The organism is Mesorhizobium sp. L103C131B0 (assembly GCF_000502275.1).
Classification (GTDB): domain Bacteria; phylum Pseudomonadota; class Alphaproteobacteria; order Rhizobiales; family Rhizobiaceae; genus Mesorhizobium.
This window is the reverse complement of the sequence record NZ_AYXC01000012.1, coordinates 131,722-151,229: the sequence shown is the minus strand read 5'-3', so window position 1 is coordinate 151,229 and position 19,508 is coordinate 131,722. Positions and strand designations below refer to the sequence as shown.

Here is a 19,508-nt window from a genome sequence, read left to right as displayed (position 1 = left end):
GAGCCAGTCGACCGAAATCGCCCCGATGGCCGCCGGCAACCCTGACCGACTGACCGGCTTCAGGACTTTCTGGCACTATTTCTCGGTAAACCGCGGCGCCGTCATCGGCCTGTTCGTCTTCATCCTTTTGGTGCTGGCCGCGCTCTTTGCACCGCTGCTCGCGCCCTATGCGCCCGACATCCAGGACAAGACCGCTTTCTTGCGCCCGCCGGCCTGGCAGGCAGGCGGCAGCATGGAATATCTGCTTGGCACCGACGCGGTCGGCCGCGACATGCTCTCGCGCCTGCTCTATGGCGCGCGTTTCTCGCTGCTCATCGGCGCCGTCGTGGTCACGCTGGCGCTTGTCGGCGGCATCACGCTCGGCCTTTTGGCTGGCTATTTCCGGGGCTGGGTCGACGTGGCGATCATGCGGGTCATGGATCTGATCCTGTCCTTCCCGTCGCTGCTCTTGGCGCTGGTTCTGGTCACCATCCTCGGCCCCGGCCTGTTCAACGCCATGCTGGCCATCGCGCTTGTCCTGCAACCCCACTTTGCCCGTCTGGTGCGCGCTGCCGTCATGGCCGAAAAGAGCCGCGAATATGTGGTCGCCGCCAAGGTCGCCGGCGCCGGCCATATAAGGCTTATGCTGCGCACCATCCTGCCCAACTGCCTGGCGCCGCTGATCGTGCAGGGCACGCTGTCCTTCTCCAACGCCATCCTGGAGGCGGCCGCTCTCGGCTTTCTCGGCCTTGGCGCCCAGCCGCCGACACCGGAATGGGGAACCATGCTCGCCTCGGCGCGTGAATTCATCCTGCGCGCCTGGTGGGTGGTGACCTTCCCCGGTCTGGCCATCCTCATCACCGTGCTTGCCATCAACCTGATCGGCGACGGTCTGCGCGATGCGCTCGATCCGAAGCTGAGGAGGTCGTAATGGCGCTGCTCGACATCCGCAATCTCGTCGTCGAGTTCCAGACCGCATCCGGCCCGTTCCGCGCGGTCGATGGCGTCTCGCTCCATGTGAACGAACGTGAAGTGCTGGCCATCGTCGGCGAATCCGGCTCCGGCAAGTCGGTGTCGATGCTGGCTGTGATGGGGCTGTTGCCGTGGACGGCGACGGTCACTGCCGACCAGATGAGCTTCAACGGTCGCGATCTTCTGAAGATGAGCCCGGCCGACCGTCGCAAGATCGTCGGCAAGGACATGTCGATGATCTTCCAGGAGCCGATGGCCAGTCTCAATCCGTGCTTCACCGTCGGCTTCCAGATCGAGGAAGTGCTGCGCTTCCATATGGGCATGGACAAGGCCCAGCGTCGCGAGCGCGCCATCGAATTGCTGACGCAGGTCGGCATTGCCGAGCCGGCCGAACGGCTGAACTCGTTCCCGCACCAGATGTCGGGCGGCCAGTGCCAGCGGGTGATGATCGCCATCGCCATCGCCTGCAATCCCAAGCTTCTGATCGCCGACGAGCCGACCACCGCGCTCGACGTTACCATCCAGAAGCAGATCCTCGACCTGCTGGTCTCGCTGCAGGTCAAATACGGCATGGGCCTGATCATGATCACCCACAATATGGGCGTCGTCGCCGAGACCGCCGACCGCGTCATCGTCCAGTACAAGGGCCGCAAGATGGAAGAGGCCGACGTGCTGTCGCTGTTTGAATCGCCGAAGAGCAATTACACCCGCGCGCTTTTGTCGGCGCTGCCGGAAAATGCCGTCGGCGACCGGCTACCGACCGTCTCGGACATGCTGTTCGAACCGGCTGCCGGGGGCGTCTGATGAGCATCAAGGTCGTCGAAGGCAAGGACATCGTGCGCGACTATCACGTCGGCGGCGGCCTGTTTCGCGGCGCGCGCACCGTGCATGCGGTCAAGGGCGTCTCGTTCAGCGTCGACAAGGGCAAGACGCTGGCCATCGTCGGTGAATCGGGCTGCGGCAAGTCAACGCTGGCGCGCATCATCACGCTGATCGATCCGGCAACGTCGGGCGAACTGTTCATCGACGGCAACAAGGTCGACATCGCAAGGAACGGCCTGACCAGGGAGATGCGCCGCAAGGTGCAGATCGTCTTCCAGAACCCTTACGGATCGCTCAATCCGCGCCAAAAGATCGGCGATGTGCTGGGCGAGCCGCTGCTCATCAACACCGACAAGCCGGCCGAAGAGCGGCGCGACCTCGCCATGAGGATGCTGAAGAAAGTCGGCCTCGGAACCGAGCACTACAATCGCTATCCTCACATGTTCTCGGGCGGCCAGCGCCAGCGCATCGCCATTGCCCGCGCGCTGATGCTGAACCCGAGCCTGCTGGTGCTTGACGAACCGGTCTCCGCGCTCGATCTTTCGGTGCAGGCGCAGGTGCTCAACCTGCTCGCCGACCTGCAGGACGAATTCCAGCTGACCTATGTCTTCATCAGCCACGATCTGTCGGTCGTGCGCTACATCGCCGACGATGTGATGGTGATGTATTTCGGCGAAGCCGTCGAATACGGCTCGCGCGAGGAGGTCTTCGCCGACCCCAAGCACAACTACACCAGGACGCTGTTCGCCGCGACGCCGCGCGCCGACGTCGCCTCGATCAAGGCGCGGCTGGCGAAGAAGAAGGCCGCCTGACCTCTCACCGAGAATTGTTTTTGAACAATCGGAAATGCGTCGCGGCGGTGGTTTGCCGGCAGGATCGATCGCGATCTGCGAGCTGCCGGGCGTAAGCCGCGTCGCAGGTTGGGGTGCGCCCCATCACTCACCCGCTCCGTGCTGGTAAAGCTCGTCCATGCTGAGCATTGCCAGGGTTGCGAAGGGGGCCTGTTTTTTCACCCGACCGCGGCTCAAGATCACCACGTCGTCGCAGAACGATATGGTGCTGTAATGATGACTGATGACAATGGTGGTGCGGCGGCCGGCCCGCGACTTCAGCGTCTCGACAATAGCGGCTTCTGACAACCCATCCACCGCACTGGTGGCTTCGTCGAGGATGAGAATATCGGGATCGCGCACCAGCGCCCGCGCCAGGGCGATCCTTTGCCTTTGTCCGGCTGACAGGTTGATGCCCCGGTATCCGACCAGCGTCGCGTAACCCTGCGGCAGGTGCTCGATGAATTGATGTGCCTCGGCCAGCCTTGCGGCGCGCATGGCGTCGCTGGCCGAGGCCGTGTCGTAGCCGTAGATAATGTTTTCAAAAATGGTGCCATCGACCAGTTCCAGCTCCTGACTGGCCAGGGCAATGTTCCGCCGCCACTGGCTTGGGTCGACTTCATCGAGCGGTGCCCCATCGACGAGGATCCTGCCGCTGTCGGGTTTGACGAAGCGGCACAGGAGATTGACGATCGTCGTCTTGCCGGCGCCCGAGCGGCCGATCAGCGCCGTCGAGCGGCCGCTGCGGATATCGAACACCGCCTTATGCAGCACCGCCTCGCGCGCGTCGGGGCCTGACAGGGGACCGGAATAGGCGAAGCTCACATCATCGAAGCTGATCCCTTGGCGCAAGCCGTCGAACGGCAGGCTGCCCTGCGGCGCCTCGGGCTTGTCGGAAGGATCGAGCAGCCATTGTACCTCCTCCAGCGAGCCGCTCATGCCTTGCAACTGACTCCAGGACATCTGCAAGGCCCGCATATGCGGCTGGAGTCGGTAGAGCAGGATGAGGAAGGCGACGGTCAGCGGGAAGCTTACATTCGCCAGCCAGGCTCCGATCACCACCGCCAGGAACAGCATCGCGTGCAATACCTCGGTCAGTGGCGGCAAGACGCCCTGGCGGATTGAAAGCACGAAAGCCGCCCGCCGCACCCCGTCGGACGCTTTGGCGAAGACCGCCTTTTCGCGGTTCTCCTGCCCGAAGATGCGAATCAGGCGCCCGGCATGCACCAGATGCAGCATCTGCGACGCCAGTGCGCTGTTGCGCGAGACGACGCTGCGGCTCGGCGCCTTCAGATTGGACGACAAAACCCCGTGCGCCAGCTGGACAAGCGCCAGCCCTAGAGTCACCAGCAGCGTCATCTGCCAAGAGAGGAGCAGGAGGAAGGCGAGCAGGATGACGGCGGCCGAGGCACTGACGATCGCGCCGAGCAGGGCCTGGATAGCGTCGGATGCTCGCCAGGATTCGTTGGAGATGATGTTGAGCAGCCGCCCGGGGCTTTGCTGCAGGAAAAAGGGGTAGCCGACCCTGAGCAACTGCTCCGACAGTGCGCTACGGATCGAATAACCTGCCTTGCCGTAGATGTAGCTGGTCAGCAGAGTGTTGGCGAAGGCAAAGACATTTTTCAGTACGATCGAACCGAGGATCGCGGCCGAAATGGCGATCAGCCGCTGGCGCTCGCCGAGGTCCGCTCCAACCTGCTGGAGGAGGGCGGAGAAACCGGCCATGCCTGATGTTTCGCCACGTCCCATAATGATGCCGAGCAGCGGAATGATGAGACCGATGCCGAGGCCTTCCAGCGCGGCGCCCGCAAGCCCGAGCCCCACCACGACGGGAACGAGCCGCAACAGCCTGCCACCAAGCGCGCGGCGCAGCATTGGCAGGGCTGACGGAATCAGTGACATTATCGCGCTCTGGCCTCCGCATTGGCTTCGCTGGCTTCTCGGTCGTGGCGCAGCGGCAGCCGTTTTGGCCATCCCATCATGACGAGCAGCGCAAATCTGGCGGCACCTGCCAGATTCATAACAACAATAGGCCAGTGCGACAGATCGAGGTCGCGGTCAAAGCGAGGACGGCCCGCCAGTTCCCTGAACGCGGCCCGCGCGGACCAATAGACATGGCGAAGCAGCCAAGGGGCGTGGCGGACATGTTTCAGGCACAGCGCACCATTACCGAGGCTATAGTCGCGGTGCAGCCTGTCGATCGATTTGCGGTCTCGCCGGCCGTGATGATGCAAGACCGTCATGTCGGGCACATACTCGACCGGCATGCCGAGCAGCATCGCCCGCACGAGATAATCAGTATCTTCAGCCGAGCGTAGCGGGCCGCCAGCGCCGAAGCGTTCGTCGAACGAGCCGATGCGGGCCGCGACGTCGCGGTGCATGGTCATGTTGCAGCCGAGCACGAAGCCGCCGGGGTGGACCGCCGGGGTCAGCCGCTCGCTTGCCTCGCGGAGCTTTATGGTGAAGGGCAGGTCCCGGGCATCACCGAGCTCGACCCGGCCGCCGCGGATCAGCCACTTCTCGCCACTCCGGTAGTGCCGCTCCAGGTCGCGGAGATAGTCGCGGTCGAGCTTGCAGTCGTCGTCGACGAAGACCAGCACGCGGCCTCGCGCTCGCGCCAATCCGGCATTGCGGGCAGCGGCTAGTCCGGGGCGAGTCTCCGAGACGGCTGTGACTGGGATGTCGGAAGTTTCGGCGATAGCGGCCAGCCGCTTTGACGTGCCGTCCCGTGAACCATTATCGACCACCACCAACTCTGCCGCGAAGGTGGCGTGCACCCGGCATGCGGTCTGGATCGAGGCTATGCAAGCCTCCAGCACAGCGGCGCGGTCGCGCGTGCAGACGATGAAACTGACCTCGAGCGACGGCCGCTCCGATCGGGGAGATGTCGGGACAGGTGCACTCGCAAACTGGTGATCGCGCAGGAGCGGGTGGGGCCTGTCGGTCATACCAGTCCCCGCTGATAACGCGCAAGCACCGCTTCGGCCGGCGTGGTTTTGAAGAAGTACGCCACCGCGTCCGCCCGCTTTCCGGCCCTTATCGAGAGCAGGCTGAGCCAAGGCGCCCAGACGCCGGGACGCAGCGCATATTGTTCGCGGCGCCGGATGAAATTCCATCTCGCCGTCCGCGTGAGCAATTCGTGGGTCAGCGGCGGTTCTCCTTCGTCGCCGACGAGTTGGTAGAGGAAATAGAACAGGTTCAGCGCGCCTGCCTCGAAGCTTGGCCGTGTGTCGGTCGGCAGCTCGGAAATCCGCTCTTCGAGCGCACGGATGAAATCGGCTGCGCGCGAAACCGTGTCGAAAGAGACGGCCTCGCCGATGTCGCGCAGATCCGCTGTGGTTTCCGCAAGCCCCTCACGCTCGAGATTTTCGGCCACGATCCGCAAATGCGTCCTGCGCATTTCCTTGGCATGCCGCATGGTCACGCTTCCCGCATGGATGCGATAGACGAGCAGGCTATCGGGCAATATGGTCGCCGGGAAACGGCCGGCAAGCCGTCTGAAGAGATCGAAATCCTCGGCATGCCTATATTTTGGATCGTAATAGAGATCGTTGTTCCCAATAACCTTCCTGTTATAGATCACCGTCGGATGTAAGAATATCGTAAAGAACATCGACAATATGTCGAGCCGGCCGAGCCGGAACACCGGGTCTAGCCTGCCTTTGGCGATACGGCCGTGAAGCAAGGTATCGACGCAGGCGCCGCAGAAGCCGAGATCGGGCCGCCGCTCGAACAGTGCGACCTGGCGCGAGAGGCGCCGGGGATAGGCGACATCGTCCGCATCCATTCGCGCAACAAGCTCGCCCTGGGCCAGTCGTAGCCCTTCATTGAGGGTGGCGACGAGGCCGCGGTTCTCACGCGAGATGACAGAAACGCGATTGTCTGCCCGGCGGTATCGTTCGAGAATCTCGAGCGAGTTGTCAGTCGATCCGTCATCGATAGCGATGACCTCCAGGCGATCGTAGTCTTGCCGCAGAATGCTCTCCAGCGCAGCGGTGAGATAAGGCCCGGCATTGTAGACCGGCAGCAGGACGGAGACGAGCGGCGCGGTGGTCATCTCTGCGCATCCGTTCGCCGGAGTTCGAGTGCGGCGCGGCCATCGGGGGATCCGCCGGGATAGGCGTCCGCCGCCCTGCCGAGCCAGCCGGCATCGCCAGAGCGTGCCTGGGAGCGGCGGCGCGCTACATAGGGGAAGCGGCGCTTGAGGCCGTTGAGCGGCTTTTCGAAAGCCGTCCACGAGATCGAAGCGACGGCGATCGTGGCGGTGCTCGCGACCAGGAAACGCCCTGGCCCCTGCTCCGAGACATTGAGCGGGATCCAGGGCTGTGACTTGACGGCGAGCGAAAGAAGGATCGGATGGTAAAGATAGACGCCGTAGCTGATGCGGCCCAGTGACAGCAGCGGTGGCAGTTCGAAAACCCTGCCGAGGACGCCGCCAAGGCCGGCTGAACAGGCGGCGACAACGGCCACCAGCGGCACTAGGGGCAGGATCTGCAGTAACGCCCAGCGGGCCCATTCCAGCATAGGATCGGCCGGCGCAGGGATAAGCCACTCAATCGCCAGGAAGACAGCCGCAAGGGCTGGCCAGCCTAGCCGCATCCATTGCGGCAGGCCGGCGCCTCTGGTCCGCCGGCAGGCAAGCAAAGCACCAAACGCCAGCGCGTCCATCGATGCTGGCGGCAGCAGGTCGCGCGCTAGCGCCGGGGTGGCGGTGATCGGCCAGTAGAAGCGATAGGCCAGCGACAACAGGATGACGCCGATAGTGATCGCTTCCACCCGCCGGCGGGGTGCGAGAAGCACGACCAGCGGCCAGGCGATATAGAACTGCTCCTCGATGCTCAGGCTCCAGAAATGGCAGAGTAGCCAGGGCGTCCATTCGTTGCGCAGCGCGTACCAAAAATTCGACAGGTAAAGCGCATGCCAGACGAGCGATCCACTGGACTGCTCCAGATCGGTCAGCCAGACGAACCCAAGCACGGCGAAATAGGGCGGGAATATGCGCAGCGCGCGCCTGATGTAAAAGGAACTCAATGCAGGGCCGGCTTTGAATTCGGCCGCGGCGCGCGCTTCGAGCAGCAGTCGTGTGATCAGGAAGCCGCTCAGCACAAAAAAAAGCCGCACCCCGATGTGGCCCCAAAAGGAGGACCCGTTGGGTGCAAGGAAATGGGAATAGAGAACCATCGTGACAGCGATGGCGCGCAGAGCGTCCAACTGATTGTCACGCGCGACCGCCATCAGCCATTTCCGCCGGTCTGAAATCTCCGATGAAGCCAGCGGCCCTGCATTCCGGGCCTCAGGTCGAGGCCTGCCAGCGTCGAGAGTGCGCCGACAACATCAAACCCGCGCCTTGTGCGCGGGGCAGCCTCGAAATCGGTGCTGGCCAGCGAAAAATTCAAGCTGATCAACTTGGCGGAATCCTCCACGGCGCACTTCCCAGTACCAAATCCCCCAAGAAATGGTGCAACCGGGCAATGGTGCAGTGCAACACAAAATATCTATCGAGCTGTAATATTTGTGTGAGTTAGTGCTAAAAATGGGTATGATTTGCGAGTGCGTTGCGTCGATCAGGGTTTTTCACGTCCGCAATGCTGCATGAGCAGTAGTACCATGTCAGAAAAGGCACGGTTTAATTACACAACTATAATCCGGAGTGTCTGATATAGGTCAAAATTGACGAAGATTATTCCAAGATAGTGGTTTTGTATCTTATAAATTATGCTTGTATTGTCGGGTTCTCTAGGCTGTCGATCTTGCGCGATGCAGCATAGTCGATGGTCAAGCGTCTGACGACGCAATCCTGTGGCGGCGGCCATATGGCGCATGTCGACGAGGCAGACAGGAAGTGCCGGTGTTGGTGTAGGGAGTGACGTGCATTAGCCTTGCACCTGCCGTCACGCTTGCGTCGGATGGAGAACTGGTGCCGCTTAGGTGACTCGAACACCTGACCCCATCATTACGAATGATGTGCTCTACCAACTGAGCTAAAGCGGCCCGGGAAGCGCGAGGTTCCAGGATCGGCTGGGTGATAGACTCAACCGGCCGCTAATTCAAGATGGGCAACCGCGATTTCGAGCCGGCATCCGGCAATTCGTCCCGGCATTTTCCATTGGCGCGCAATGAGCCACCGCCTCATTTGCTTTTTCGGCTACGCGGAGACGTCGCGGTGGACTGCGCACAAACTGCCCGGCAAGGCGGCAAAACGGACTGATTTTATTGCCAAAACGCATCGAAATGGGCCTTGAACAGGCCTGTAAGGCAGAATGCGGGCGCTCGCCCGTTGATTGATTGGTCGCCTGCGGCTAACGATCATGGCAATGTAAGCGAACGGACAGGGGAATTCGCTTTTGGACGCGATCGAAAAAGCGATCCGCAACGCCTTCGAGAAAGGCAACGCCGAGGACCGGGCATTTCGCGAGCGGGTCTATCGGTCGGCTTTCGCGGCGCTCGACCGCGTGCTCCAGGCCAATCCCGGCGTGACGGTGGAAGCCGCCATCAAGCGCCGTAAGGCGGTGCAGGAAAAGATCGCCGAGATCGAATCCGAATTCCTGCCCGCGGTCCCCGATGTCGCCGCGCAGACGCAGAGCGCTGCGCAGACACAAGATACCGCGCTGACGCAACGCGTTGCGCAGCCGCAAGACGCCGTACAGGGCGCCGCCGAAGCGCCCGCGGTCGATGCCCCGACAGGTGTCGCGGCCGGACCGTCGCCGGCGATCGTCGTTGATGAACCGGTTCAGCCCGAGGCATCCGACGCGCCGCGTTCGCGCGTGCTGCCGGTCGTCCCCGACATCATGCCTGACGCCACGCTGCCCGGCGCCCCGGCGATCGATATGGCCGATTCCGCGCCGGCCGAGGCCGCGGCGGAAGTGGCGCCTGACCGTGATGAAAGGCGGATAAGGGGCCGCCGCCTGCCGCTGACGGCGATCTTCTTTGGCGTGACGTTGCTCGCCGCCGCCGGCATCGGCCTCTATTTCGCCGTGCAGACCGGGGTCTTCAAGACGCCGGCGCAGCTCGACACGGCGCCGCCCGAAGCGCCGCCGACCGTAGACGATGACGACTTCACGCCGCCTGTCGATACAACTGAGCCGCTGCAGCCTGGCGCGCCGCAGCAGCCTGGTGTCGCCGAACAGACGCGCGACTGGATCAACGTGTTTACACCCACCGATCCAACGCATGTGGCGACCCCGTCCGACGCCAAGGCCGATGTCGTGCAGGACGACACCGGCTCCTTCCTGCGCATCCGCTCCGGTGCTTCCGGCTCGGCCATCAGCTTCGATGTCGGGCAGGGCGTGCTGGAGAAGCTTGCCGGCAAACATGCCGTGTTCGACATCGTCGCCCGCGCCGAGGACGGCAAGGACACGCAGATCTCCGTCGACTGCAATTTCGGCGATCTCGGCGACTGCGGCCGCAAGCGCTATGCGGTCGGCCAGCAGCGTAACGAATATCTGTTCGACGTGAAATTCCCCGACAAGCCCCCGGGCGCGGCCGGCAGCATCGCCATCAACTCCGACTTCGACAAGCAGGGCAAGGCGGTCGACATCTACGAGATCCGCGTTTCGATCGAACCGTAAGCGCCGCCTAGCGATCAAGCAGCGCCTGCAGCGTTTCGATGCGGTCGGCTTCGGCGGTCGGCTTGTCCCAGCGCAGCCGTGAGATGCGGGGAAATCGCATCGCAACGCCGGATTTGTGGCGAGTCGAACGGTTGAGACCTTCGAACGCCACCTCCAGCACCAGGCCTTGGCTGCGGTCGGCGCGCACCGAGCGCACCGGGCCGAAACGCTCGACCGTATTGTCGCGGACAAATTTGTCGATCTGCTTCAACTCCTCGTCGGTGAAGCCGAAATAGGCCTTGCCGACCGGCACCAATTCCTCCGCGCCTTCCGGCCCCGACCAGACGCCGAACGTATAGTCGGAATAAAAGCTCGACCGCTTGCCATGGCCGCGCTGCGCATACATCAGCACAGCATCGACCGTGTGCGGATCGCGCTTCCACTTGAACCACGGCCCTTTCGGCCGTCCCGCGAGATAGGGCGAATCCCAGCGCTTCAGCATCACGCCTTCGATAATCGGGTGCGGCGGCGCGCGGCGCAGTTCCTCCAGCGTTTGCCAATCCCGGAATTCGACGAATGGCGACAGATCGAAACGGTGCGGGTCCAGCGTTGTGATGAAGGCCTCAAGACGGGCCCGCCGCTCGCGGAAAGGTAGCGCGCGCAAATCTTCGCCGTTGATCTGCAGCGCATCGTAGCAGCGCATGAAGGCCGGGTATTGCTGCTGTATCTTCGGGGCCACGCTCTTGCGATTGAGCCGCTGTTGCAGGTCCGAAAACGTGCCGGTCGCCGCGGGCTCGCCGACCAGCAATTCGCCGTCGAGCGCGGCGGAAAAATTCATCGCCTGGGCGAGATCGGGGAATGCGCCGGACACATCGTCGCCGGTGCGCGAATAGAGCCGGCGCACGCCGCCCTCGCACACCGCCTGAACGCGGATGCCGTCCCATTTCCATTCCGCGGCATAGGCGGCCGGATCGAGCTTTTCGAGGTCGCCGTCGCCGACCGGGTTCGACAGCATCACCGGACTGAACAGGGCAAGTGCGGTCCGCTTCGGCTTCTCGGCCTTGCCTTCCAGCCACGCGAACAGCGAGATATAGGGCGGCGTCAGCCCGTGCCACAGCTCCTCGATCTCGGCGACATCGACCTTGCCGAAATCGGCCAGCGCCTGTTTGGCCAGCCGCGCCGAAACGCCGATACGCAAGCCGCCGGTGACGAGCTTGATGATGGCAAAGCGCGCCGAAATGCCGGCGCTGTCGAGCAGCCCGGCCAGCACCTTGGGTCCGTCCGAGCGGCTCGCCGCCTGCAGCTTCGCCACGACATCGCCAAGCGTCGGCTCCCGGTTGGGGATATGTCCCGGCGTCTGCGGCCAAACCAGCGAGACGGTTTCGGCAAGGTCGCCGACATAGTCGTAGGAATAGCCGAACAGCACCGGATCCATGCGCTCGGTGACCAGCGTGCGCAGCATCGCCGGCTTCACCGCCGCAATGTTGAGGTCGCCGGTGATCGCCGCCAGTGCCAGCCCGCGGTCGGGGTCCTCGACGCTGCGGAAATAATCGACGAGCAGTGTCAGCTTGCCATTGCGCGACGGCGTCAGCACCAGGCGGTCGAGGAGTTCGGCGAAACGGTTCATGCGTCGCCCCACGCCAATGGTGAAAACCGGCGCGAGGCACCCCCCTCTGGCCTGCCGGCCATCTCCCCCTCAAGGAGGGAGATCGGATGTCGCGCCGGCCTTGGCCAATCTCCGATATTGGCGGAGATGAGCCGGCATTGGAGCTGCCAATATGCCCCCTTGACGGGGAGATGTCCGGCAGGACAGAGGGGGGCGCAACGGGTCGCGGCGCTGGTGATCACCATCAATCGCCCTCGTCCTCATAGCCCACAAGGTGCAGTGGCCTGGCGGCGATGCCTTCCAGCTCGCACCAGCGCACCAGCGCTTCCTCGCGGCCGTGCGTCACCCAGATTTCGCCGGCGCCCGTCTCCTTGACGGTAGCGGTCAGTTCATCCCAGTCGGCATGGTCGGAAATGATCAGCGGCAGTTCGACGCCGCCTTGCTTGGCGCGCTGGCGGATGCGCATCCAGCCCGAGGCGAAGCATGAGATCGGGTCGGGAAAGCGCCGCGCCCAGCGGTCGGCGAAGGCCGATGGAGGGCCGACAACGATGGCCCCGGTGAAATCCTGCTTGCCGCCGCTGTCGACGGTTGCCGGCTCCAGCGTGCCGAGGTCGATGCCCTGGCTCTGGTAATATTCGCTGAGCTTGGCCAGCGCGCCGTGGATATGGATCGGCCTGTCATAACCGGCATCGCGCAGCAGCCGCATCACCCGCTGTGCCTTGCCCAGCGCATAGGCGCCGACCAGATGCGATCGCTCGGGAAACTGCGCCGCCGATTTGAGCAGCCGGGCGATCTCCTCCGTGTCGGGCGGATGGTGAAACACCGGCAGGCCGAAGGTCGCCTCGGTGATGAAGACGTCGCATTGGACCGGTTCGAACGGTGCGCAGGTCGCGTCCTTCTGGCGCTTGTAGTCGCCGGAGGCGACGATGCGCCTGCCCTTGTGCTCGACCGCGATCTGCGCCGAGCCCAGCACATGGCCGGCCGGATGGAAGGTGACGCTGACATTGTTCAGCGCCATCGCTTCGCCAAGCACGGCCGCTTGCGTTGTCCCGGCAAAATCCTCACCATAACGCAACCCCATAATGTCGAGCGTCTGCTGCGTCGCCAGCACCGAACGATGGCCGGATCGGGCATGGTCGGAATGGCCATGCGTGATCAACGCCCGGTTGACTGGCCGCACCGGGTCGATGAAGAAATCGCCGCATGGGCAATAAAGGCCTTCAGGCCGGGGATGAAGCAGGTCGCTGGCGCGCATCCAGTCAAGATAGTGGCTAATTCCAGCGCGGGAAGCCTGTTGCAAGAGACTGCTGACTCGGCCTACAGCCAGCCACCGGCCGCATCAGCCGGCGGGGCCATCGCCATGCAACCGCTGAAAATCTCGTCCGGCGACCTGACCGCCGACCGTCGCGCCGACTATGCCGAGATGCTTTTCGGCTCGGGCGAGCACGCGGCAGCGGCGGAGCTGCTGCTCGGCGCGCTGGAACTGGCGCCGCAATGGGCGGCGGGCTGGTTCCGTCTTGGCGAGATGCAGGAGACGGCCGAGCGGCTCGACGTGGCGGCTCAAGCCTGGGCGACGGCGCTGAAACTCGACCCGGCGGATCGCCTTGGCGCTGCGCTGAAGCTGCAACTCATCGGCAAGGCGCCGGCTGCCGCGGCGCCACCCAGCGCCTTCGTCGAAACGCTGTTCGACCACTATGCCGAAACTTTCGAGGATTCGCTGGTCGGCAAGCTCGGCTACCGGCTGCCGGAGTTTCTCGATCGCGCCATTCGAGCGGCAAGGGCGGGCCGCTTTTCGCTGGCGCTCGACCTTGGTTGCGGCACCGGTCTGATGGGCGAGAAACTGCGGCCGGTCGCCGAACGGCTGGAGGGCTACGACATCTCCGCCGCCATGCTGAAAAAGGCCCGCGCCAAAGGCGTCTACGATCTGCTCGCCAAGGCCGATCTGCAGGATTTCGCCTATGCCGGACCGAAAGCCGATCTGGTGGTGGCGGCCGACGTGTTCATCTACGTCGGCGCGCTCGATCGCGTGATGAAGACGGTCGCGGGCATTCTGGCCACCAATGGCCTGTTTGCCTTTTCCGTCGAAAAGCCAGCCAAGGGCGGGGCGGGCGGCGACGCCGGTTTCGCGCTGCAGGCGTCTCGTCGCTACGCCCATTCTCAAGCCTATGTCGAGCGGGTGCTTGCCGCAAACGGCCTGTCGGTGCTGTCGATGCAGCCGACCGTGATCCGCTGGGATCGCCGCCAGCCGGTCGACGGGCTTGCCGCGCTGGCGGTGCCCTCGTCCAAGGGTTGATGTCTCGTCTTGTTCGAAAACGTGAATAGGATTTTTGCGGCTGGCGCGGCATCAGGTAGGATACAAGCCGGGAAAAGCCCGCGGCAGGCATTGAGGAGGAACACATGCGCTGGAACATGATGGTCTTGGTGTCTTGCCTGGCAATGACCGGCTGCATGGGCAGTTCGATGTCGGAGCGGCAGGACCAGGACGTGCAATCGTCGCTGCAATATGACAACGTGCCTTGCGACCAGTTGCTGGCGCAACGCAACGAACTGGCGCAGCAATACCATCTGTCGATGGACGCCAAGCCGAGCTTCTCCAATCCGGCGATGGGCTTCGGCCCGTTCACGCCGGATATGCGCTCCAAAAGCAAGCGCGATACTGATCTGGCAAGTGGCAAGATCGACGCCATGAACCGCTCGATCGTCCGCCGCGACTGCGGCAAGCCCAACAAACAGAAGAAGTTCACCCTGCCGAGCTGAACCTGAACTTCCTCAGTACCCCGCCTTGCGGTCGACCACGTTATCAAGCTTTTCGCCGCGCTCGAAGGCATCCATCTGCCGCAACATGCTCGGCGCCAGGTGGACAGGGTCGGAGGTCGCCGCCGCGTGCGGCGTCACGAACACTTTCGGGTGACTCCAAAGCGGACTGGTCTTCGGCAGCGGCTCGACCTCGAACACGTCGAGGCTCGCCTCCTTCAGCGTGCCGTCGTCCAGCGCTCGCAAGATGTCGGCGTCCTTCTGCAGCCGGCCGCGCCCGGCATTGATCAGCACCGAGCCGCCGAGGCCGTTTCGCTTGCGCAATTCCTTCAGCACGCCGTAATTGATGATGCCGTGCGTGTCCGGCGTCAGCGGCAACAACACCACCAGTATGTCGGTGGCGTTGAGGAAGGGGATCAGCCCGGCCTCTCCGGCATAGGTTGCAACGCCTTTCATGGCCTTGTCGCTCCGCGACCAGCCATTGACGGCAAAGCCGAGCGACAACAGCACCGATGCCGCCGCGCGGCCGAGATTGCCGAGCCCCATAATGCCGACCGAGATGTCACCGGCCGGCCGCTGCGGCGGTTCGTGCCAGGTCTTCTTCGGCTGCTGCGCACGATAGAGCATGCCCTGGCGGTGATGGTCGAGCACGCGCCAGACGACATATTCGGTCATGTACTGGGTGAGGTTGTCGGCGACCACTTTGACGATCGGCACATCGGGCAGGCCGGGATCGGCGAAGATATGGTCGACGCCGGCGCCGATCGAGAAGATTGCGCGTAGATTGGGCAGCGATTTCAAGAGGTTAGGCTTCTGCTTCCACACCACCGCATAGGTGATCGACGGATCCGAAGCGCCGTCCGGCTCCAGCACCACTTCGCGCTCGGCCGACAGCAGCTCGCGCCAGCGCTGCGGATGAAAGCCGGTGACGGCAAGCAGGATTTTGCCTTTTTCCATTTGCGGATTGTATTCCCTGTTATTCGCTGACGATACCGACCGGCGCCGTCTCGATCTTGAACGCGGCCGAGATCAGCGCCTTCGTATAGTCGGTCTGCGGCCGCTCGAAAATCTGTTCGGAAGGGCCGGCTTCGACGATCTTGCCATTGCGCATGACGATGACGTCATTGGCAAGGGCGCGAATGACTTTCAGATCGTGGCTGATGAACAGATAGGCAAGGTCGTGCTTGGCCTGCAGATTGCGCAAGAGGTCGACCACCTGTGCCTGCACGCTCATGTCGAGCGCCGAGGTCGGTTCGTCCAGCATGACGAAGCGCGGATTGAGCACCATGGCGCGCGCAATGGCGACGCGCTGGCGCTGGCCGCCGGAGAATTCATGCGGATAGCGGTTCCTGGTCGCCGGATCGAGCCCGACCTCCTTCAGCACGGCGACGACCTTGTCGTCGCGTTGGTCGGGCGACAGCTTCGGCTCGTGGATCTTCAAGCCTTCCTCGATGATCTCCGAGACCGACATGCGCGGGCTGAGCGAGCCGAACGGGTCCTGGAAAACGATCTGCAACTCGCGGCGCAGCGGCCGCATGGCGTTGAAGGAAAGCTGGTTGATGTCGCTGCCATTGAACTGGATGGTGCCGGTCGATGAGATCATCCGCGCCAGCGCCAGCCCGAGCGTCGTCTTGCCGGAGCCGGATTCGCCGACGACGCCTAGCGTCTGGCCGGCGCGTACGGTGACGTCGATTCCGTCAACTGCCTTCACATTGTCGACGGTGGTGCGAAAGAAACCCTTTTTGATCGGGAACCAAACCTTGATGTCCTTGCCGGTCATAACCGGCTTGGCGGCGTCGTTGGCGGCCGGCGGCTTGCCCTTCGGCTCGGCGGCCAGGAGGTGCTTGGTATAAGCGTGCTGCGGGTTGGCGAAGATGTCCCTGGTCGGCCCGGTCTCGACGATCTTGCCTTTGGTCATCACGCAGACGCGGTCGGCGATCTTTCTGACAATGCCGAGATCATGGGTGATGAACAGCATTGACATGCCCTTGCGGCTCTTCAGCCCCGCCAGCAATTCGAGGATCTGCGCCTGGACAGTGACGTCGAGCGCCGTCGTCGGCTCGTCGGCGATCAGCAGTTCAGGCTCGTTGGCCAGCGCCATGGCGATCATGACGCGCTGGCGTTGGCCGCCGGACAGCTGGTGCGGATAGGCGTCGAGCCGCTTTTCCGGTTCGCGAATGCCGACCTCGTTGAGCAGCGCCAGCGTGCGCGCCTTGGCCTGGCGGTCGCCCATGCCCTGATGCAGCGCCAGGATCTCGACGATCTGCTGCTCGATCGTGTGCAGCGGATTGAGCGAGGTCATCGGCTCCTGGAAGATCATGGTGATCTTGTTGCCGCGCACGCTGCGCAACTGCTTTTCGTTCATCGCCAAAAGGTCGGCGCCCTGGAACAGGATCTTGCCCGAGGGATGGCTGGCCGTCGGGTAGGGCAGAAGCTTCAGCACCGACAGCGCCGAGACCGATTTGCCGGAACCGGATTCGCCCACAAGCGCCACCGTCTCGCCCTTGGCGAGATCGAAGGAGATGTGGTCGACGGCGGTCGACTCGTTGCCGCCTTGGGTGAAGGCAACGCTGAGATCGCGGACGGAGAGCAGGAGTTCGCTGCTCATCGGAACGCCTTGCGCGGGTCGAAAGCATCGCGCGTTGCTTCACCGATGAACACCAACAGCGACAGCATCAGCGAGATGACGATGAAGCCCGATATACCGAGCCAGGGGGCATTGAGGTTACTCTGCGCCTGTTTTAGCAGTTCGCCGAGCGACGCGGTGCCGGGCGGCAGGCCGAAGCCGAGATAGTCGAGCGAGGTCAGTGTCGAGATCGAGGCGCTGACCAGAAAAGGCATGAAGGTCAGCGTCGCCACCATGGCATTGGGCAGAAGATGGCGCAGCATGATGGTGCGGTTGGACACGCCAAGCGCGCGGGCCGCGTTGACATATTCGAAGTTGCGCGCGCGCAGGAATTCGGCGCGCACCACGCTGACAAGCGACGTCCAGGAGAAGAGCAGCATCAGCCCGAGCAGGATGAAGAAGCCCGGCGGCAGGATGGCAGCGACGATCAGCAGCAGATACAGCAGCGGTATCGCCGACCAGATTTCTATGAAGCGTTGAAAGAGAAGGTCGGTCCAGCCGCCGAAATACCCTTGCAGCGCGCCGGCGGCGACGCCGATAACCGACGAACCCGCGGTCAGGATCAACCCGAACAGCACGGAAATCCTGAACCCGTAGATGATGCGCGCCAGCACGTCGCGCGCCTGGTCGTCGGTACCCAGCCAGTTCCAGTTGCCGACAATGCAGTCAGGATCGGCAGCGCCTTGCGGATATTGGCTGCATCGCCTCTGCGCGTCGTATTCCCATGACGGTTTTGCGGGAGCGGCGTCGGGGATCGCATTGTTGACGGTGCGGTAGGAATAGCGGATTGGCGGCCAGATCATCCAGCCATTGGCGTTGATCTCGTCGCGGATGACCGGGTCGCGATAGTCGGTGACGGCGTAGAAGCCGCCGAATTTTTCCTCGGGGTAGGCGACCGCCACCGGGAACAGGATCTCGCCTTTGTAGTAGGCGACGATCGGTCTGTCGTTGGCGATCAGTTCGGCAAACAGCGACAGCACGAACAGAGCGAGGAATATCCACAACGACCAGTAGCCGCGCCTGTTGGCCTTGAAGTTCTGCCAGCGCCGCTTGTTGAGCGGCGACAGCCAGGGGCGGGCGATCCTTGTCGGTGTGATCTCGGCTGCAGCCTGCGTCATCAGACGTCTCTCCGCTCGAAATCGATGCGCGGATCGACCCATGTGTAGATCAGGTCGGACAACAGCGTCACGAACAGGCCAAGTAGCGAAAATATATAGAGGTTGGCGAACACGACCGGATAGTCGCGCGCCAACACGGACCTGAAACCGAGCAGCCCGAGACCGTCGAGGGAAAAGATGTTCTCGATCAAAAGCGAGCCGGTGAAAAAGGCCGAGATGAAGGCCGCTGGAAAGCCGGCAATGACGATCAGCATTGCGTTGCGGAACACATGTCCGTAAAGCACCCGCCGCTCCGACAGGCCCTTGGCACGGGCCGTCACCACATACTGTTTGCGTATCTCTTCCAGGAAGGAGTTCTTGGTCAGCAGCGTCGTCGTCGCGAAGGCCGACAGCACCAGCGCCGTCAGCGGCAAGGTCATGTGCCAGAAATAATCGACGATCTTGTCAGGCCACGACAATTGGTCCCAATTGTCGGAGACGATGCCGCGCAGTGGGAACCAGTCCCAGAAGGAGCCGCCCGCGAACAGCACCATCAGCAATATGCCGAACAGGAAGGCCGGTATGGCATAGCCGACGATGATCACGCCGCTGGTCCAGACGTCGAAGGCGGAGCCGTCCTTGACCGCCTTGCGGATGCCAAGGGGAATCGAGATCAGATAGGACAACAGCGTGATCCACAGCCCAAGCGAGATCGACACCGGCATCTTTTCCAGGATCAGATCGAGCACCGAGATGTCACGGAAATAGCTGTCGCCGAAATCGAAGCGGACATAGTTCCACAGCATCATGCCGAAGCGTTCGAGCGGTGGTTTGTCGAAGCCGAACTGCTTTTCCAGCTTCTTGATGAATTCAGGATCGAGCCCTTGCGCGCCGCGGTACTTCGAACCGACATCGCCGGCCACATCGAAATTGCCGCCGCCTCCTGCATCGCCGCCGCCGCTGCCGAGGCGATCGCTGCCGCCCTGGTTGGTCAGGCTGGCGATGACCTGCTCGACCGGTCCACCCGGTGCGAATTGAGTGACGACGAAAGCAACAGCCATGATGCCGAACAGGGTCGGTATCATCAGCAGGATACGGCGCAGTATGTAGGCGCCCATCAGCTTTCACCCTCCCCCTTGTGGGGAGGGTCGATCCGCGAAGCGGAGCGGGGTGGGGGTAGTCTCGATCCGGCGTACGCCGTCACACCCCCACCCCGGTTCGCCATTCGCGCTGCGCACGAAGTGCTCACCGACCCTCCCCACGAGGGGGAGGGTA

17 protein-coding genes and 1 tRNA gene are annotated in these 19,508 nt (G+C 63.1%); 6 read left to right on the top strand and 12 right to left on the bottom strand.

From position 1 onward, the window contains the following. The first annotated feature begins 25 nt into the window (after positions 1 to 25). Genes X730_RS145105 through X730_RS145115 form a run of 3 tightly spaced genes read left to right on the top strand, consistent with a single transcriptional unit; the run spans position 26 to position 2,585 of the window. Entirely contained in the window at positions 26 to 910 is an 885-nt protein-coding gene (locus tag X730_RS145105; RefSeq protein WP_050485757.1) for an ABC transporter permease subunit, read from the top strand. After that, positions 910 to 1,755, top strand: a complete 846-nt coding sequence (locus X730_RS145110; RefSeq protein ID WP_023692618.1) for an ABC transporter ATP-binding protein — start codon at positions 910 to 912, stop codon at positions 1,753 to 1,755. The genes X730_RS145105 and X730_RS145110 overlap by 1 nt, the downstream gene beginning before the upstream one ends. Next, positions 1,755 to 2,585, top strand: coding sequence for a dipeptide ABC transporter ATP-binding protein (locus X730_RS145115; RefSeq protein ID WP_023682050.1), 831 nt, complete (start codon positions 1,755 to 1,757; stop codon positions 2,583 to 2,585). The genes X730_RS145110 and X730_RS145115 overlap by 1 nt, the downstream gene beginning before the upstream one ends. A gap of 123 nt (positions 2,586 to 2,708) precedes the next feature. On the opposite strand, the gene X730_RS145120 is transcribed toward X730_RS145115, so the two are convergent. From X730_RS145120 to X730_RS145145, 6 genes are all read right to left on the bottom strand, one after another. Further along, positions 2,709 to 4,505 (bottom strand): ABC transporter ATP-binding protein, encoded by a 1,797-nt coding sequence (locus tag X730_RS145120; protein WP_027049321.1) that lies wholly within the window; start codon positions 4,503 to 4,505, stop codon positions 2,709 to 2,711. Next, positions 4,505 to 5,551 (bottom strand): glycosyltransferase, encoded by a 1,047-nt coding sequence (locus X730_RS145125; protein WP_023712595.1) that lies wholly within the window; start codon positions 5,549 to 5,551, stop codon positions 4,505 to 4,507. Before X730_RS145125 ends, X730_RS145120 begins: the two co-directional genes overlap by 1 nt. Then, positions 5,548 to 6,660: a glycosyltransferase gene (locus X730_RS145130; protein WP_023682047.1), complete on the bottom strand. Its 1,113-nt coding sequence runs from the start codon at positions 6,658 to 6,660 to the stop codon at positions 5,548 to 5,550. Before X730_RS145130 ends, X730_RS145125 begins: the two co-directional genes overlap by 4 nt. After that, positions 6,657 to 7,838, bottom strand: a complete 1,182-nt coding sequence (locus tag X730_RS145135) for an acyltransferase (protein WP_023740784.1) — start codon at positions 7,836 to 7,838, stop codon at positions 6,657 to 6,659. Before X730_RS145135 ends, X730_RS145130 begins: the two co-directional genes overlap by 4 nt. Then, on the bottom strand, positions 7,838 to 8,026 hold the full coding sequence (locus tag X730_RS145140) for a hypothetical protein (RefSeq protein ID WP_023682045.1): 189 nt from the start codon (positions 8,024 to 8,026) through the stop codon (positions 7,838 to 7,840). Before X730_RS145140 ends, X730_RS145135 begins: the two co-directional genes overlap by 1 nt. A 492-nt stretch (positions 8,027 to 8,518) precedes the next feature. Then, a tRNA-Thr gene (locus X730_RS145145) sits at positions 8,519 to 8,594 on the bottom strand. Positions 8,595 to 8,947: 353 nt separating this feature from the next. Between X730_RS145145 and X730_RS145150 the strand changes: the two genes are divergently transcribed. Next, positions 8,948 to 10,171: a hypothetical protein gene (locus tag X730_RS145150; RefSeq protein WP_023826841.1), complete on the top strand. Its 1,224-nt coding sequence runs from the start codon at positions 8,948 to 8,950 to the stop codon at positions 10,169 to 10,171. 7 nt (positions 10,172 to 10,178) lie between these two features. Here the strand turns inward: X730_RS145150 and X730_RS145155 are convergent, their stop codons facing one another. Continuing rightward, positions 10,179 to 11,777: a cisplatin damage response ATP-dependent DNA ligase gene (locus X730_RS145155; RefSeq protein WP_023751912.1), complete on the bottom strand. Its 1,599-nt coding sequence runs from the start codon at positions 11,775 to 11,777 to the stop codon at positions 10,179 to 10,181. Between the two features lie 223 nt (positions 11,778 to 12,000). After that, a complete protein-coding gene (locus X730_RS145160) occupies positions 12,001 to 13,011 on the bottom strand; it encodes a ligase-associated DNA damage response exonuclease (protein ID WP_023826840.1) in 1,011 nt (336 codons plus the stop codon). A gap of 105 nt (positions 13,012 to 13,116) precedes the next feature. Between X730_RS145160 and X730_RS145165 the strand changes: the two genes are divergently transcribed. Further along, complete coding sequence (locus X730_RS145165) at positions 13,117 to 14,049, top strand: methyltransferase domain-containing protein (RefSeq protein ID WP_023751914.1); 933 nt, start codon at positions 13,117 to 13,119, stop codon at positions 14,047 to 14,049. A gap of 104 nt (positions 14,050 to 14,153) precedes the next feature. Continuing rightward, positions 14,154 to 14,513 carry a hypothetical protein gene (locus X730_RS145170; RefSeq protein WP_023751915.1) on the top strand — a complete coding sequence of 120 codons (360 nt, stop codon included), beginning with the start codon at positions 14,154 to 14,156 and terminating at the stop codon, positions 14,511 to 14,513. Positions 14,514 to 14,525: 12 nt separating this feature from the next. Here the strand turns inward: X730_RS145170 and X730_RS145175 are convergent, their stop codons facing one another. The 4 genes from X730_RS145175 to X730_RS145190 are packed head-to-tail and all read right to left on the bottom strand — an operon-like array spanning position 14,526 to position 19,351. Then, complete coding sequence (locus X730_RS145175; protein WP_023669506.1) at positions 14,526 to 15,467, bottom strand: glyoxylate/hydroxypyruvate reductase A; 942 nt, start codon at positions 15,465 to 15,467, stop codon at positions 14,526 to 14,528. A 19-nt stretch (positions 15,468 to 15,486) separates the two neighbouring features. Continuing rightward, complete coding sequence (locus tag X730_RS145180) at positions 15,487 to 17,118, bottom strand: ABC transporter ATP-binding protein (protein ID WP_023826839.1); 1,632 nt, start codon at positions 17,116 to 17,118, stop codon at positions 15,487 to 15,489. Further along, positions 17,115 to 18,254: an ABC transporter permease gene (locus X730_RS145185; RefSeq protein WP_023682037.1), complete on the bottom strand. Its 1,140-nt coding sequence runs from the start codon at positions 18,252 to 18,254 to the stop codon at positions 17,115 to 17,117. The genes X730_RS145180 and X730_RS145185 overlap by 4 nt, the downstream gene beginning before the upstream one ends. Continuing rightward, on the bottom strand, positions 18,254 to 19,351 hold the full coding sequence (locus tag X730_RS145190) for a microcin C ABC transporter permease YejB (protein ID WP_023712587.1): 1,098 nt from the start codon (positions 19,349 to 19,351) through the stop codon (positions 18,254 to 18,256). Before X730_RS145190 ends, X730_RS145185 begins: the two co-directional genes overlap by 1 nt. Positions 19,352 to 19,508: the final 157 nt, after the last annotated feature.

Excerpts from the sequence above, each read along its gene's own strand:
- X730_RS145105 (WP_050485757.1), top strand. The coding sequence starts at position 26 with ATGGCCGCCGGCAACCCTGACCGACTGACCGGCTTCAGGACTTTCTGG.
- X730_RS145110 (WP_023692618.1), top strand. The coding sequence starts at position 910 with ATGGCGCTGCTCGACATCCGCAATCTCGTCGTCGAGTTCCAGACCGCA.
- X730_RS145115 (WP_023682050.1), top strand. The coding sequence starts at position 1,755 with ATGAGCATCAAGGTCGTCGAAGGCAAGGACATCGTGCGCGACTATCAC.
- X730_RS145120 (WP_027049321.1), bottom strand. The coding sequence starts at position 4,505 with ATGTCACTGATTCCGTCAGCCCTGCCAATGCTGCGCCGCGCGCTTGGT.
- X730_RS145125 (WP_023712595.1), bottom strand. The coding sequence starts at position 5,551 with ATGACCGACAGGCCCCACCCGCTCCTGCGCGATCACCAGTTTGCGAGT.
- X730_RS145130 (WP_023682047.1), bottom strand. The coding sequence starts at position 6,660 with ATGACCACCGCGCCGCTCGTCTCCGTCCTGCTGCCGGTCTACAATGCC.
- X730_RS145135 (WP_023740784.1), bottom strand. The coding sequence starts at position 7,838 with ATGGCGGTCGCGCGTGACAATCAGTTGGACGCTCTGCGCGCCATCGCT.
- X730_RS145155 (WP_023751912.1), bottom strand. The coding sequence starts at position 11,777 with ATGAACCGTTTCGCCGAACTCCTCGACCGCCTGGTGCTGACGCCGTCG.
- X730_RS145160 (WP_023826840.1), bottom strand. The coding sequence starts at position 13,011 with ATGCGCGCCAGCGACCTGCTTCATCCCCGGCCTGAAGGCCTTTATTGC.
- X730_RS145165 (WP_023751914.1), top strand. The coding sequence starts at position 13,117 with ATGCAACCGCTGAAAATCTCGTCCGGCGACCTGACCGCCGACCGTCGC.
- X730_RS145170 (WP_023751915.1), top strand. The coding sequence starts at position 14,154 with ATGCGCTGGAACATGATGGTCTTGGTGTCTTGCCTGGCAATGACCGGC.
- X730_RS145175 (WP_023669506.1), bottom strand. The coding sequence starts at position 15,467 with ATGGAAAAAGGCAAAATCCTGCTTGCCGTCACCGGCTTTCATCCGCAG.
- X730_RS145180 (WP_023826839.1), bottom strand. The coding sequence starts at position 17,118 with ATGAGCAGCGAACTCCTGCTCTCCGTCCGCGATCTCAGCGTTGCCTTC.
- X730_RS145185 (WP_023682037.1), bottom strand. The coding sequence starts at position 18,254 with ATGACGCAGGCTGCAGCCGAGATCACACCGACAAGGATCGCCCGCCCC.
- X730_RS145190 (WP_023712587.1), bottom strand. The coding sequence starts at position 19,351 with ATGGGCGCCTACATACTGCGCCGTATCCTGCTGATGATACCGACCCTG.